Origin of the sequence: Pantoea sp. BR_17, from assembly GCF_041955125.1 — a bacterium.
GTDB classification, from domain to species: domain Bacteria; phylum Pseudomonadota; class Gammaproteobacteria; order Enterobacterales; family Enterobacteriaceae; genus Pantoea; species Pantoea stewartii.
The window spans coordinates 1-13170 of the sequence record NZ_JAVAXT010000018.1; the positions used below are offsets into that span (position 1 = coordinate 1).

The window sequence follows — 13170 nt, forward strand, 5'->3', positions numbered from 1 at the left end:
GGCCATGAATTCCCCCTGGGTCTGATAGCGTGGACCGAAAAGCAGCTGCGTGGCTTCGTCGCTCCTGCCGTTTTTCGCGAGGGCCACAACTTCATCAAGGAAAGGTAAAAAGAGGTCTGCCCGGTCCGTGAGACGCTTAAAGATTTCCAGCCCAGTGGGTGAGTTCACCTGTTTCCGGAGCAGTTCAAGCAGGCCGTCAAGCTCATGCCTTTCGCTGCGGTAGTCACTGATGGCTTTCTCTCTCTGAGACTCGTCCCTGAGGAGAATTGCATTGCGGGCGAGACGGCTCATGTCTGATGTGAGATAGCGCAGAGACTGGGAGGCGGAGGATTTACTGTAAAGGCTGCCTGAAATTTCATCGTTCGCACTGCCAAGCGAGTTAATCTTAAGGACGCCTATCAGCACCATGATAATGACAAGCAATGCCATAAAGCCGAAGGCCGCACTGAGTCTTATACCTATTTTTATATTATTCATAAAGGTTCCCTGATGTCGGGTATCAGCACTGATGTATTGAGACGTCAGTGCTGATACAGAAGCTCTCCTGCGCCGCAGAAGGACGATGTAGTACATTTCCGTTTGGTTTTATGACGGAATTATTACTATCGGCAGCGGTTAAAAAATGTTCACTCTGACTGTACCAGACCTGAAAGCCGGGGAGAGCACATGGCTGTTTCGGAGCCATCGTTAAACTGGCATGAGCATCGAATGGTAGGTCAGTAAGTGTTGCTTTCATCCTTACAGGCATGAAGAAGCCTGTAATGCCAGCATTTCACTTTTTGCGGATTTTCCCTGACGAACATGTCCGCTTTGTGCCAGAAGCGGACGTTTCCAACATCTGCATGTATTAAACTTTCGAGAAGAGCTCTCACTTTATAGCCATGCAACCGCGCCAAAATTATCAGGGGCCTTTTTCACGATACAGTCGGGGTAAAAAGTGCCTAAAACGGCCCTCAGGCCGCAGGATCGCACTGAGGGCCCCTGCGGGGGGCGGGCAAGTAGTCTTATGTTAAATGTGATGGCTAGGCTAGGTCTGTGCGATCCCCGCGCGTCGTTGGATGTGAGATGACGATAAACTCGACCGCAGAATCACTATCGTTTCTGGCCTGGTGCTTTGAACCTGGCGGGATCTCAATGCCTTGCTGAATACCTATCCGATGCTCTTTTCCTTCCAGTTCCATAGTCAGAGCACCACTGAGAACGAAGAAAAACTGCCTTGAAGTTGAATGGTAATGTCGTTTTTCGTATGTTTCTGGCGGCATTTTCTCGTGAATAACCAGCATGTCCTGTCGGTTTACCAGATACCAGCCATCGCACTTCTCACCCCATATGTAATGCTCAGCATTAGCCTTGGAAATCATCGTTTTTACCTGTTGTACGCTTACGAATTTAGACCTGATGATTAGTTATACTTTGTTAGGTTATTGATTCGCAACAGGGTTGTTATGTTTAATATGGCAGAGCTTCCCTTTGGCCATCATTTGAAGTCCGCTTCTCGCTCTCAGCGGAGCTTCAGCTCTGCCGGATGGTCCGCTCTGTGCCATAAGAGGACACATCAATAGTGCTAGTTTTGAGGCTGATACCGTTTGTTTATATAGGAGTAAACAAGTGAAGATCGACTGGCACAGTTCTTCTTTAACCCGCACCACTGTCGTTGATAAAAATTACAAAAATACACAAAATGTTCGTCGTTTCATGATTGATGAATGTAGCCCGGATTTTCGATTTGATCGTGCGTTTATGGTCTGTATAAGAAATGATGCCCCAAAAAATTTAGGGGATGTGGTGGATGAGTGGAATCGCAGACATTCACTGTAAATTAACCTGCTGCTTGCCCACTGCTGGCATTGCCGAGCATACATGTCCGTTCCGTTCCGTGCCGGAAGTCGAAGTATATCTCACTTGCTGAAAACTATATGAGTTATGCGTGGATACAACCACCTTACAGTTTATCGGAACATCAGCCTGAATTATCATTCACTGGCAATATTTTTTGTTAAGCTCATTAAATGACTTCATCTGCAAGTGATACTCATAAACTAAGGATTTATCATCAATCGTGTATGCAATCGGACGGCGTGAGTACTTAACGTCTAATATCAAGTGTTGTGGCTCTGCAGAGATAAACCGAGCACCTATTTTTTGATTGATTTTTGTTCGGCCAGAAATGATTCCGCACACATAATTCGCCCCCTCAAAGTGATGAGTGCTCATTTCGGAGAATGATATTGGCTTTGAAAAATCAATATCGCTATCGCAAAAACCCAACATCATTTTCTTATTACTTTCATTTGAAGGATCTTTTGCTAAAAAATCTTTGAATAAATCACAACTTGCCGATGAACTCGCTACTTTTTTAAGAAAATTAATCACATATGGTTTAATTTGTTTGTGCTGAATATTTTCTTGACCATACGAAGCTGGAACTATAGTTAATAGAAGCAACGCAGATAAAACCAAACTTCTCATGTGCCTTCCTCCGTGAATGGATGTCCATGTTACATCGGCAAAAAAATACCTAACTTTAATGACCTGTGATTTTCAACCACATTAGACGCTTAAATCACCTTGTGGTGCAATCAATAGCAATCCGTCCGTTCCTCGCTCAACGCGGACATCATTAACCTCGTTTAACTTCTCCTGTCATAAGGGGGAAAAGTCTTTACAAGATAATTTGAACGCTTGGTGATTTCCAAACAATACTTTCGGGTATAAACTCGGCGGATATGATTAGCTGAAAATGGAGTAATCGATGTTTACCCTTGGCGCACACCTTTCATCCAAACGTACCGGATATACTCATCATGGTATTTACATTGGGAGTGGTAAAGTTATCCACTATTCAGGTCTGGCAAGTGGGTTAAGCAAAGGTAAAATCTGTGAGACTTCGTTTGAAGACTTCAATCAGAACCAGAGCGAAGTTGCCATTATCGAACATCTGGATGCTAAATGTGTTTACTCCAATGTAGATATTGTGAAAAGGGCTAAATCCAGACTGGGTGAGGATGGATATAATTTATTCAACAACAACTGTGAGCATTTTGCGACATGGTGTGTGACTGGCGTTAGTGAAAGCGCTCAGGTCAAAACAGTGAAGACTATGGCAGTATCTGTAGGGCAGGCGGGGTTCAATGCTTACAGCTATTATAAAATAACTCAAACAGCCCCCACGGTATTAAGAACTGCGGCGTCCATCGCAAGCCGTCAAGTTGCTACGCGAGCTATAGCATCAGGGGCAATGACATCCGGTACTTCAGCATTGACCGGTATATCGTCTGTTGCTAGTGGTGCAGGGTTAACTACAGCAGCTTTCTCTGGTGGAGCGAGTACTATTGTTGGCTTAACTGGAGCTTCAGCAGCTACAGTAGCTGCGGCCCCCGTTGTGCTTGCCGCGGGAGGCGTAGCTTTAGTTGGGTATGGTGTATATAAAGTATGGTCATGGCTTAGCGACTAATTCTCAAATAAGCATTTAAACGCCGTGGTCGTAGTGTCGATTAGTTCTCCGAGGTGATCGGAATCGACGTTGCGGATGCAACGCTGGAGGGCTATGTAAAATACGGTGATCTGCTCCCTGTCGGTTAACACACGGGAAGGTGAGTAGAGCTTTATCAATGGCGATGATAGTTGTGAACGTCTGCTCCTCGCTCATAGCGGACCTCCAACTCAGTCAGCCTGCTCGCTTTGTGCCAGAAGCGGACGTTGGAAAATAAAGAGGGAAATAAATAGCAGAAAGATAAAACGCTTATTGGCTCTCAATTTCTTGATCGGTTAGTCCCAATTTTCCCGGTACGATATCTTTGAATATTGCTATCAACTCAGGAGCCATAAAAAGGTATTCGTCAGCGATATCGAGCACATGCAGAGGCTTGAATGCGATGATCCTGCCGTATTGGGCCACTAAGCGGTTTTTGTGCTTCTGTTCCATCACACAGACAACATCTGCCCATTGAAGCAATTCGGCAGAGACTCTTTTTTTTGCATTCCGGCTAGTCCCAGCGGAAAGTACGGCAAGAGATGGATAACGGCGGAACACCTGTTCCGCCGTGGGGCTTCGCCATTGATTACGACTGCATATAAAAAGTACGTTCATCAGAATAGTAGTACTCTTCCAGACCTCTCAAGGCAAGCTGTTGGTTAGTAATACGTGGATACTCAAGCCCGAGTTGTGCGGCACGCAACAATTTATCCGACCGCGTGTAAAGCATCTTCCAGTTTTTTTCGCCACGGAAGTTCAATAAAGTCTTGCGGATATCACGAGACTTGTTACGTCGCTTCTGTGCATTGCGCCAATCTCTAGTACGTTTAGTTTCCATTGTTCCACTCTCTCAGATTAATCGGGTCAGCAGCCGCGATAATACGGGGAGAACGAACTGGAGAAATATAGCTTTTTACGGAGAAAAATTATAGTCCGGATTATGGTGAATCATTGATCTGCTCCCGACCAACGAATACACAGCTATGGAAGCAAAATCTCCAGGCCTAATGACACTACAGACGTTCCCTTTCGCTCAAAGCGGACCTTCATCTCAGTCAGCCTGTCCGCTTTGTGCCAGAAGCGGACATTACTGGCATCATGTTATGTTGTTAACCAGAAGCAGTTCATGGGGTGAGCAGTTCGCACAACGAGGTAACTGTCTGACACTGATTATTGATGGAGAAGATGAATGACAAGTGATGTGATTGCGCTTTCTGCTATTGGCGTAGCTATCCTTTTTGGCGCAATGAGCCCGGGTGTCAGCTTTCTTCTCGTGGCACGAACGGCCATGTCCGGTTCCAGACGGGCGGCTTTATCTGTGGCTGCAGGTATGGGTTTTGGTGCGTTTGTTTTTGCTGTCATAGCTTTAGCAGGTCTTCATACCCTGCTGACTCTGGTCCCGTCACTTTACATGGGCCTGAAGGTTGCAGGCGGTTGCTATCTTTTATGGCTGGCGTTGAAAATGTTCCGCCGTCCTTCAAACCGTTTTAACGATTCTGCCGGTTCAGAGGAAGTCAGCGCCTCAAAAGCTTTTATGACAGGCGTATTTACGCAAATCAGCAATCCGCATACTGCACTGGTCTTTGCCAGTATTTTTTCCGCAGCGCTTAGCAAAAATATTCAGCCTGTTGTGTATATCATTCTGCCCACAATGGCATTCGTCATTGATGTGCTATGGTATGCAGTCGTTGCATGCTTATTATCAACTGACGGGCCACGTCAGGCCTATATTAAATACCGTAAAATATTAGATAAACTCAGCGGAGGCGTTATGGCCCTTCTGGGAGTACGACTGCTGTTGAAATAAGTCAGACGTGCACGATTTAGTCTACTGACAAGAAGTGCGCATGTCCGCTTTTCGCTCAAAGCGGTGACCTGCCCCCTGCAGATGAATACACGACCTAATCAGCAAACTCTTCTACTATCGGATAACTGCGAACGCCCGCTTCTCGCTCACAGCTGCCTAAGTTCTTTCCAGCATGCGACTTCGTGCCAGAAGCGGACATTGCTACCCTGGCGGTGTATTAATCGTAGGGGGCAGGTCAGTCATGTTGAATTTGACAGTCGCCGTCATATTGACGCCCACTTTTCGCTCATAGCGACCGTTGTGGCGCAAAAGTTCACTATATGCCATAAGCCAACGTTGCTAACATCGGAATGTACTAACTACTACTGTTTTTAGGGAATATAGCGCATCGAGTGATAGGACCATTTTCATATCCCTGAATAGTGAAGTTCGGAAAATCAGTTACTGACACCATGCTATCAGATTGATAACTTTCAGAGGCATTGCGAAGCTGAGATTCATTTTTATGGGCCAACTCAACAGAGTATGGACTGGTTACGTTGACACTGTTCGGATCGATTTTATGTGTTTGGCCTGTTTTGTCTGTTGTAACGGTAAGATGATAGCGTTGTGTGATAACAGGTGTAGTTGTGCCATAGGGTACAAAAGTTGCAATGACCTGATACGTTCTAATTTTTCCTTGGTTTGAAATCACGGTCATACTGTTTTTAAAATCCAGTGTGACGGGCTTCTGGTCCACAATAATATTCAGTGGGACATGACAAATAACCTCGGTACCGATTTTTTGTTCTGCATTTAAAAGCATTACCTGTTCATGTGAGGCCGCGAAGCAAATTGTTTGGGACAGCAGAAGTGGAGCTAAAGCGAGGGTTCTGAACATAGTCATATTTTCCATTTTTATCATGCCATTCCAATATACTTGCCTCGCTACATCTTTGAAAAGCCCCCCTATATTATCAGGGGATGCTTATTTACGATATACATCACGCTAGCTTTCATGCCCGCATGCATACCCTTTGAGGAAGGCTATGATTCGCAGCTTTTTAATGTCAATATCTCGCTCATAGCGAACTTTCAGTTCAGTCAGCAAGTCCGCTCTGTGCCAAAAACAGACGTTGCAAACGAACTCCTATATTAAATATTGGAAGCCGTCACTGATGGGATGTTATGGTAAATCCGGACGTAGGGCAGACACGGGTGATACTGGGTGACAAAGCCGGAGGCCGATCGTTAATTTTGCTCTGCAGGAGTGATAGCATCGGCCTGACAAATTACAGGGAGCGTTTCATGCTGAAGATGACAATGAGCTACAACGACCTGGCAAAGGGGGGCGGCGAGGCAAAGCTGCAGGTCTACGGCGTGGGTAACTTTCCGGTCTTTTCTGGCCAGAAACCCTACACCAACGATCCCAACTGCGCTTACCTGCCGAACAGTGCCATTCCGGTTGGCCGTTACTGGATTGTCCCGCGGCCCGAAGGCAGTATCGCAAACCAGATCAGGGGATGGGTTGTTGATTTCTGGAATAACTCAGACCATTCAGAGTGGTTTGCGCTGTTTAATTCGCAGACTATGACTGACTCGATATTCATCAACGGCGTGGCACGTGGCGGTTTTCGCCTGCACCCTCTACGGCCGGACGGTTCAGGAGAAAGTGAGGGATGTATTACCTTTGTGCGGCGCACTGACTTTTACACGGTCAGGCAGGCACTGTTACGCACACAAAAGATCCGCGTGCCCGGGTCGCGAAACGGGCTGATGGCCTATGGCTACGTTGACGTTCAGGGAGACAGCAACTTTGCAGACTGCAAAATTCGTTAAGAAAGCGGCGGGGTTCGCACTGTGCTTCGTAGTGGCATTTATGATGTCGCGTTACGGGATGCCGCTCTATTCGCTGACGGCGTGGATTGTTGACCATTCTCATCTGGTTTTTGGCCGTTACCAGGCTGACGTTTATGAGGCTGGCACCGATCCCGTGACCTTCTTTGCTCTGCTTGCGGTTATCACCTTATACGCCGCGATTCTGTTCGGCCTGATACGGATGGTGGTCAGGAAGCTAAAAGCCACCTGAAATTAGCTTTGTTAAACTGTTTTAGTAACCGCGATATTGCCCGTGCTTGTTTACGGTTGCGTTTTTCTTCAGTGACCTGCTCCCTATAAATTAATTCGCTGCCTCAGTAGCAATTCTTCATTTAGTGTTGGATAACTTCTAATGTCCGCTTTTTCGCTCATAGCGGACATTCAACTTAGTTACCTTGTCCGTTTTGTGCCAAAAGCAGGCGTTGAATACATTGTAGAATCGTGTATAGCTATAAAAGGTGGAAGAATTAATAAGCCGCCAGCAGACGGCTCATGTGCTGAAAGGTAGATTCAGCTGTATTCAACGATATTAAACCCTTCATCAGCTGTTGGTTCTGAGAAATAATGCGTTATGATTTCAAATTGTTGATCTGAGGCCGAAAATTCATGTTCTCCTTCTGCGTTACGAATGCGTAAGCGGGATTTACATACTTCATCAGAAACTTTCAGATAGTGCAGCTGATTACTGGCTCCTGACTCCTTAATAATGCTCATCATCCATTCACGATTTGTTTGTGTGTTGGCCGGAAAATCAAGAACTACTGATAAACCAGCTTTTAGTAATGACACCAGATGAGGCTTCATGGCATTTCTTAGTCTTAATGAATACTGCACATAATCAGATATGGATTGCATTTCATTGGCAAAGAGGGTAGCCAGCCAGTGATCCTCGCTGACAATTACAGTCCCAGGTGATGATCCTAATTTTGCTGACAATGTGGATTTTCCTGATGCAATTTTTCCACATAACAAGTGCAAGACCGGTTTTTCAGGCGTCGTTACTGCAGTTGTATCCATTGTTTACCTCACTGGATTGTTACCGGTAAGGCCCGCCTTACCGGCGGGAAAATGGCGAACGTTATCCCACCTGAATTCGACAGGTGATAATAATGATTGATTTGAATAGCACAAAGTTTGTTTTCATCGACATTCAAGTTAACAGTGTCTGGATGAAAAACCAGCACTTTTTTCACATATACGCTTAATGTCCGCTCCTCGCTCACAGCGGCCGTTGAGGCCCAAAGGTCCGCTCCGTGCCAGAAGCGGACAGGCCAAATGCGCTTTGTATGACCCCGCCTTAACGGCCGGTTAATTGCTGTGTATCAATTTAAGTGACTGCGACAGGAATGTTCCTGCTGGCTGAGAAAGTCGCAAAGTCAGAAAAGTGTTTCCTTAATAATGATTTCATCCACCCGGAGGATTGAAGACATATCGAAACCTTCCATGTCTGACATGAACTCCTTGCTGGCCATATATTTCTGATTTAAAGCTTGTATTTCGGTATCCTCCTGATAGGTAACGGTTGCAATGACCTGACATTCTTTCCCGAGATAAACATGATTTACATATATACCAAAGGCTGGGAGAGAGGCCATATGTCTGGGCCAGTGTCGGTGAAAATAAATTTCTGCTGACTGTTTGTCTTTGAGTGTATAAATTCTGACCTGTTTCATATTTTCAATCCTGCTGTTAAGGCTTTCATACAGAACAAAGTCAAAGCATACCTATTCTATTTCTGAGAAATTAGCAAAAGACCACTTTTCGCGCATAGCGGATCTTCAGCTCAGTCAGCCTGTCCGCTTTGTGCCAGTAGCGGACGTTGGCTAACTAAGAAAGTAGCCGTGATGTGTTTTCATTAACCCTGGTTACGTTAGAATAGCCTTGTTAAAACGAGAGAACAGGAGTGAAGATGTTTGCTGATTTTGGTGTCGTGAATTTCTGGACCTACCTGCTTGGTGCGACGCTGATAGTCCTTGTGCCTGGTCCTGAAACCATGTTCGTGATTAAAACGAGCATTACCAGCGGCATCAAGCGAGGCTTCGCTGCAATATTTTCCATTCTCCTGAGCGACGTTATTCTGGTTCTGTTGGCATGGTGTGGACTTGCCGCGGTCATAAGCTCAACCCCGGCCTTATTTAACGCCATCAAATATGCAGGCGCTGCGTATCTTTTCTACCTCGGTGTCCAGACGATACGCGCTGTCTTTAAGCCAACTGTCGAAACGAGTGAGGAAAAAAAATCTTCAGCTGATGCAGGTGGGATCATTGGACGCGGAATGCTGGTTACGCTACTGAATCCAAAGACGCTGCTGTTCTATATCTCTTTCTTCGCCCAGTTCATCAATGTCCAGGCTGAACACTCCTGGATGGCATTTATCATTCTCGCCGCGGTGATGTTCGCAATTACTCTCGTTTATTTTGGCTTTCTTGTTTTCTGCGGCTCTTACCTGCTCAGCCGCCTAAAAGGCAACCGTAGGTTATCTGCCATCGGAAATGCGCTGGTAGGGATGTTCTTCATTGGATTTGCAGCAAGACTCGCAAGCGCAACTTCCTGACTGGATACCTAAACCGCCGTGAGGCGGTTTTTTTACGTTATTACTGGCATGGGACGTCCGCTTTTCGCTCATAGCTGCCCCTGCATAACGTCTTGATGGGCAGTTTCGTGCCATTAGCGGAAGTAGCTAGAACCACTCTGTTATGATTAACGGGGAGCAGGTCAGCACCCCTCACCATTCCATGCCTCATCATAATATTAACCATGACGTTTGTGTCACTTGCTGTTTTGATTGTAATCTCACGTACTCATTCTGGTTGCCCTTGAGTATTTATTGTATATTTCATTTTCGACTGATTTGACCTTTGGCATAAGTGCTGAAAAAAACGGATTATCAAGGCCGAGACTTGTATTTTTATTGAACGCTTTTTTAAAGGCATATTTATGATCAACTCTCTTTTCTTTGAAAAACACTGTGACCTTTATCTAGAATAATTTTCTCTGGGCAGTCAACCCTTTTTATAATGGTTTCTATATCAAAATCGCTATCAAAATCTGCTATCACCTCTGTTTCAACTATAGAGATGTTCTCTTTATCATCATCTTTAATCTCCCCATCTATAAAAAAATATAGAAAAATTTTATTTTTACAAATATCTACGGCTATATTCCTCATATTTTCAGTAACAGCACCAAGAAGAGCCGCTTGTATTGATAATTTCAATCTTTTTATATAGTTATAGTTGTTTTCCATAATAATCTCCCGATTGTTGGCGCGCTGACACTATATGAGCACTATCCTTACCATAATGAATAATCCCTTTTGTCGTCGGCACAGATAAACCAGTATCTTTATCGACAAAAGTACCAATAGTCTTACCACAATCAATTCGTTCTTTAGAACCTGCCAACCCCACTTCTATCTTCTCGATCTGCTGTCATGTTCCCAATTGAGGCAACGAAGATTTTGGTTTAGCTGTTAAGATAATGCGTTGACTTCCTGATGAAGCGGCTGCAGTGACCTGCTCCCCGTTGAACAACACGCCGCAATATTAGTAACGTGACTGTTTGGCTACGAGAACAACTGCGAACTTCCGCTCCTCGCTCATATCGGACCTTCAGCTCAGTCAGCCTGTCTACTTTATGCCAGAAGCGGACATTCATAATGTTATGTTAATGAACACGGAGCAGGTCAAAACGGACTGGCAAAAAGTGAGCAATTCGAGCATGGATACCATCTGCAACAGAAACAACCTGGCCGAACTGAGGTTATTATGAGCGTAGCTCTTACAGGCAACCGGGTGATTAATGTAATATGTTCCCACAGGCATTCAATTAGCCCGCCTGACCTTTAACTGCAGCAGTGTACCTTGTAAATTTGCCATGGACCTAAATGAGTTAAGCCATCCTCAGAGATGGCTTATCGGATACAGATGTAATTTTTGTAAAAGTATGGCCATGTTTAACGGCACACAACAAATGCGTTTTAACCACTTATACAGCGTTTGTGCGGAATACGCTGACAGCCTCTCTCAGGCTTGCGGCCCGGTTTGCAAGTTCATCAGCAGATGATGCAGACTCTTCAACCAGCACGGCGTTCTGCTGCGTAACCTGATCCATCTGTGACACCGCAATATTTATCTGTGATATGCCCGCACTCTGTTCTTCAGAAGAAGATGAAATCTCTTTAACTAATTGCGATGTCTGCTCAATAGCTTCCACGCTTTGCTTAACTTTGTCACCGGCATCCCGGGCCATCGAAATTCCCTGTTCGGCATGCTCAACTGACTGCTCAATGAGCCCTTTGATTTCCTTCGCCGCTCCAGCCGATCGCTGTGCCAGCGCCCTGACTTCAGATGCAACAACAGCAAAGCCCTTACCGTGTTCACCTGCCCGGGCAGCTTCGACGGCTGCGTTTAAAGCAAGAATATTCGTCTGAAATGCTATCCCGTCAATAACAGAGATGATTTCTTTTATCTGACCCGCACTGTTGCTTATTTTTTCCATTGAATCCAGCACTGACTCCATCGCCTCACCGCCTCTCAGGGCCGCACTGGTCGCGGAGCTGGCCATTTCAGCAGCATGACGCGTGTTATCTGCATTATTGCCAATGATTGACGATAACTGCTCCATGCTGGCCGCGGTTTCAGCCAGAGAGGCTGCCTGTTCTTCCGTTCGCGCAGACAGATCACCATTTCCACGGGCAATTTCTTCTGATGACGTAGCAATAGTGACAGCGTTGCTTTTAATGTTTTCAACCGTAAGCGTAAGTCGCTGACTCATTTGCAGTAATGCCCTGAGCAGTCCGGCAGTTTCATTACGCCCCGTTACCGTAAATGTTGACGTAAGGTCCCCTCCTGCGACTTCAAGCGCCAGCTTTGATGCTGCACTGATAGGTCTGGTAACGGAGCGAATGATAACCAGAGCGAAAATTACTGCCAGCAGGACGATAAAAACAAGAACGGTCAGTAGCGCATATTGTTCATACCGGTGTTCCTTAATCTGTCCATTCAGCATTTCATTCAGTTCATTACCCCCGGCAATAGCGTAGTCGCTGAATTTATTAATAGCGTGCGTAAAGAGCGCTGCATAGTCCTTCGGGTTTTGATTGGTCATGCTGCGATTGATAAAAATCGCCTCAGCGGTTTTGAGAGCACTGTTTGCCTCCTGAACGGCTGCATCTGCATCTGCACTGAACTTTTGCTTAAGTGTGTTATCAGATAAAAACAGTTTTTCAGAATCCTGAACAAATAAATTCAGGTTATACGAACCATTACTGATTAAAGACTCCATACGGACAGAGTCTGCTTCGCTTATGCTTTCATTTCGTGCAAGAAGTGAGGTGCCGAATGCACGTATTTTTCCAAGACTTTCGGTCAGCTCAGGCAGTGATGAAAAATTACTCATAATTAAACGGTACGTGTTGATATCTGAATCGAGTGAAAGCCCGTAAAAATCCAGCACATCACGGTTCGCGTTCAAAAGTGTGCGGATGAGGAGGGCATGCGCATCAAGACTGGCTGTCAGACTCAGTTGTGAAGAATCGATTCTTTGCTGTAGCTGGCTCCACTGTGTATGCACATCATTGATTTTGCTGATGATGGCTGCGCTGCCTTCTGTTCTGGCCATATCTCTGGTAATAACATCAGTGATGTTTTCAATTTCATCTCTGACCTGAACGCGGGACGGTGTTGCGGGATTTTTGGTTGCAATGGCAATGACGGTTTCTGCACGATGGCGCTGTATCAAATTTAGCAGGGCTAAAATCTTATTTTCTACAGGTACACCCGTTACCTCCCTTTGCTTGTCCTGAATGTATTTATTGCCTTCGGACACAAAAAGCATGGTAGGAACTGAGAACAGAACAAGGGAAAACAGTCCCAGAATGGCAAATTTGGCGGTAAGACTTATATTGTTAAGAATCTTGTTCATTTATGATTCCTGGTGAATTAATTCGTTATGGTGACAATTACAAAAGATACATTTGTACTTCACCTTAATCCTGTTATCGGTTATTCACCCATTAACTTTATACAGC

General features: G+C 45.3%; 17 protein-coding genes. 6 read left to right on the forward strand and 11 right to left on the reverse strand.

The window, feature by feature from the left end; genetic code table 11:
* A partial coding sequence (locus RAC60_RS21205) for an MCP four helix bundle domain-containing protein (protein ID WP_375094277.1) occupies positions 1 to 477 on the reverse strand: 477 nt, incomplete at its 3' end.
* A gap of 545 nt (positions 478 to 1022) precedes the next feature.
* Positions 1023 to 1361, reverse strand: a complete 339-nt coding sequence (locus tag RAC60_RS21210; RefSeq protein ID WP_375094278.1) for a cupin domain-containing protein — start codon at positions 1359 to 1361, stop codon at positions 1023 to 1025.
* A gap of 247 nt (positions 1362 to 1608) precedes the next feature.
* Here RAC60_RS21210 and RAC60_RS21215 point away from each other — a divergent pair, with 247 nt between their 5' ends.
* A complete protein-coding gene (locus RAC60_RS21215) occupies positions 1609 to 1818 on the forward strand; it encodes a DUF6434 domain-containing protein (RefSeq protein ID WP_072006680.1) in 210 nt (69 codons plus the stop codon).
* A gap of 159 nt (positions 1819 to 1977) precedes the next feature.
* Here the strand turns inward: RAC60_RS21215 and RAC60_RS21220 are convergent, their stop codons facing one another.
* Positions 1978 to 2469, reverse strand: coding sequence for a hypothetical protein (locus RAC60_RS21220; protein ID WP_324030702.1), 492 nt, complete (start codon positions 2467 to 2469; stop codon positions 1978 to 1980).
* A 283-nt stretch (positions 2470 to 2752) separates the two neighbouring features.
* On the opposite strand from RAC60_RS21220, the gene RAC60_RS21225 reads away from it, so the two are divergent.
* Positions 2753 to 3454: a lecithin retinol acyltransferase family protein gene (locus RAC60_RS21225; protein ID WP_324030703.1), complete on the forward strand. Its 702-nt coding sequence runs from the start codon at positions 2753 to 2755 to the stop codon at positions 3452 to 3454.
* Between the two features lie 288 nt (positions 3455 to 3742).
* Here RAC60_RS21225 and RAC60_RS21230 read toward each other — a convergent pair whose 3' ends face one another.
* Together RAC60_RS21230 and RAC60_RS21235 are read right to left on the reverse strand one after the other, a co-directional pair.
* Positions 3743 to 4090 (reverse strand): phosphotyrosine protein phosphatase, encoded by a 348-nt coding sequence (locus RAC60_RS21230; protein WP_324030705.1) that lies wholly within the window; start codon positions 4088 to 4090, stop codon positions 3743 to 3745.
* Positions 4062 to 4313: a hypothetical protein gene (locus RAC60_RS21235; protein ID WP_375094280.1), complete on the reverse strand. Its 252-nt coding sequence runs from the start codon at positions 4311 to 4313 to the stop codon at positions 4062 to 4064. The genes RAC60_RS21230 and RAC60_RS21235 overlap by 29 nt, the downstream gene beginning before the upstream one ends.
* A 351-nt stretch (positions 4314 to 4664) precedes the next feature.
* Here RAC60_RS21235 and RAC60_RS21240 point away from each other — a divergent pair, with 351 nt between their 5' ends.
* The gene (locus RAC60_RS21240; RefSeq protein ID WP_375094282.1) at positions 4665 to 5282 is read left to right on the forward strand and encodes a LysE family translocator; all 618 of its coding nucleotides are present in this window, start codon (positions 4665 to 4667) and stop codon (positions 5280 to 5282) included.
* Positions 5283 to 5637: 355 nt separating this feature from the next.
* Here the strand turns inward: RAC60_RS21240 and RAC60_RS21245 are convergent, their stop codons facing one another.
* Positions 5638 to 6177 carry a hypothetical protein gene (locus RAC60_RS21245; protein ID WP_375094284.1) on the reverse strand — a complete coding sequence of 180 codons (540 nt, stop codon included), beginning with the start codon at positions 6175 to 6177 and terminating at the stop codon, positions 5638 to 5640.
* Between the two features lie 392 nt (positions 6178 to 6569).
* Between RAC60_RS21245 and RAC60_RS21250 the strand changes: the two genes are divergently transcribed.
* The gene (locus RAC60_RS21250) at positions 6570 to 7100 is read left to right on the forward strand and encodes a DUF2778 domain-containing protein (RefSeq protein ID WP_058702417.1); all 531 of its coding nucleotides are present in this window, start codon (positions 6570 to 6572) and stop codon (positions 7098 to 7100) included.
* A complete protein-coding gene (locus tag RAC60_RS21255; RefSeq protein ID WP_058702416.1) occupies positions 7078 to 7350 on the forward strand; it encodes a hypothetical protein in 273 nt (90 codons plus the stop codon). Before RAC60_RS21250 ends, RAC60_RS21255 begins: the two co-directional genes overlap by 23 nt.
* 299 nt (positions 7351 to 7649) lie before the next feature.
* On the opposite strand, the gene RAC60_RS21260 is transcribed toward RAC60_RS21255, so the two are convergent.
* Positions 7650 to 8156 carry an ATP-binding protein gene (locus RAC60_RS21260; RefSeq protein ID WP_185199449.1) on the reverse strand — a complete coding sequence of 169 codons (507 nt, stop codon included), beginning with the start codon at positions 8154 to 8156 and terminating at the stop codon, positions 7650 to 7652.
* Positions 8157 to 8515: 359 nt separating this feature from the next.
* Positions 8516 to 8812 (reverse strand): hypothetical protein, encoded by a 297-nt coding sequence (locus tag RAC60_RS21265; protein WP_375094287.1) that lies wholly within the window; start codon positions 8810 to 8812, stop codon positions 8516 to 8518.
* Between the two features lie 236 nt (positions 8813 to 9048).
* On the opposite strand from RAC60_RS21265, the gene leuE reads away from it, so the two are divergent.
* Positions 9049 to 9693 (forward strand): leucine efflux protein LeuE, encoded by a 645-nt coding sequence (leuE, locus tag RAC60_RS21270; protein WP_150016767.1) that lies wholly within the window; start codon positions 9049 to 9051, stop codon positions 9691 to 9693.
* Between the two features lie 387 nt (positions 9694 to 10080).
* Here leuE and RAC60_RS21275 read toward each other — a convergent pair whose 3' ends face one another.
* The 3 genes from RAC60_RS21275 to RAC60_RS21285 form a co-directional block, all read right to left on the reverse strand.
* The gene (locus RAC60_RS21275) at positions 10081 to 10386 is read right to left on the reverse strand and encodes a hypothetical protein (protein WP_325990885.1); all 306 of its coding nucleotides are present in this window, start codon (positions 10384 to 10386) and stop codon (positions 10081 to 10083) included.
* Positions 10370 to 10549, reverse strand: a complete 180-nt coding sequence (locus RAC60_RS21280) for a polymorphic toxin type 50 domain-containing protein (RefSeq protein WP_277282161.1) — start codon at positions 10547 to 10549, stop codon at positions 10370 to 10372. The genes RAC60_RS21275 and RAC60_RS21280 overlap by 17 nt, the downstream gene beginning before the upstream one ends.
* A gap of 577 nt (positions 10550 to 11126) precedes the next feature.
* Positions 11127 to 13064 carry a methyl-accepting chemotaxis protein gene (locus tag RAC60_RS21285; RefSeq protein ID WP_375094288.1) on the reverse strand — a complete coding sequence of 646 codons (1938 nt, stop codon included), beginning with the start codon at positions 13062 to 13064 and terminating at the stop codon, positions 11127 to 11129.
* Positions 13065 to 13170 lie beyond the last annotated feature (106 nt).

What these genes read in the sequence shown, in the direction of transcription:
- RAC60_RS21210 (WP_375094278.1), bottom strand. Translation starts at nt 1,361, where the DNA reads ATGATTTCCAAGGCTAATGCTGAGCATTACATATGGGGTGAGAAGTGC.
- RAC60_RS21220 (WP_324030702.1), bottom strand. Translation starts at nt 2,469, where the DNA reads ATGAGAAGTTTGGTTTTATCTGCGTTGCTTCTATTAACTATAGTTCCA.
- RAC60_RS21225 (WP_324030703.1), top strand. Translation starts at nt 2,753, where the DNA reads ATGTTTACCCTTGGCGCACACCTTTCATCCAAACGTACCGGATATACT.
- RAC60_RS21230 (WP_324030705.1), bottom strand. Translation starts at nt 4,090, where the DNA reads ATGAACGTACTTTTTATATGCAGTCGTAATCAATGGCGAAGCCCCACG.
- RAC60_RS21235 (WP_375094280.1), bottom strand. Translation starts at nt 4,313, where the DNA reads ATGGAAACTAAACGTACTAGAGATTGGCGCAATGCACAGAAGCGACGT.
- RAC60_RS21240 (WP_375094282.1), top strand. Translation starts at nt 4,665, where the DNA reads ATGACAAGTGATGTGATTGCGCTTTCTGCTATTGGCGTAGCTATCCTT.
- RAC60_RS21245 (WP_375094284.1), bottom strand. Translation starts at nt 6,177, where the DNA reads ATGGAAAATATGACTATGTTCAGAACCCTCGCTTTAGCTCCACTTCTG.
- RAC60_RS21250 (WP_058702417.1), top strand. Translation starts at nt 6,570, where the DNA reads ATGCTGAAGATGACAATGAGCTACAACGACCTGGCAAAGGGGGGCGGC.
- RAC60_RS21260 (WP_185199449.1), bottom strand. Translation starts at nt 8,156, where the DNA reads ATGGATACAACTGCAGTAACGACGCCTGAAAAACCGGTCTTGCACTTG.
- RAC60_RS21265 (WP_375094287.1), bottom strand. Translation starts at nt 8,812, where the DNA reads ATGAAACAGGTCAGAATTTATACACTCAAAGACAAACAGTCAGCAGAA.
- leuE (WP_150016767.1), top strand. Translation starts at nt 9,049, where the DNA reads ATGTTTGCTGATTTTGGTGTCGTGAATTTCTGGACCTACCTGCTTGGT.
- RAC60_RS21275 (WP_325990885.1), bottom strand. Translation starts at nt 10,386, where the DNA reads ATGGAAAACAACTATAACTATATAAAAAGATTGAAATTATCAATACAA.
- RAC60_RS21285 (WP_375094288.1), bottom strand. Translation starts at nt 13,064, where the DNA reads ATGAACAAGATTCTTAACAATATAAGTCTTACCGCCAAATTTGCCATT.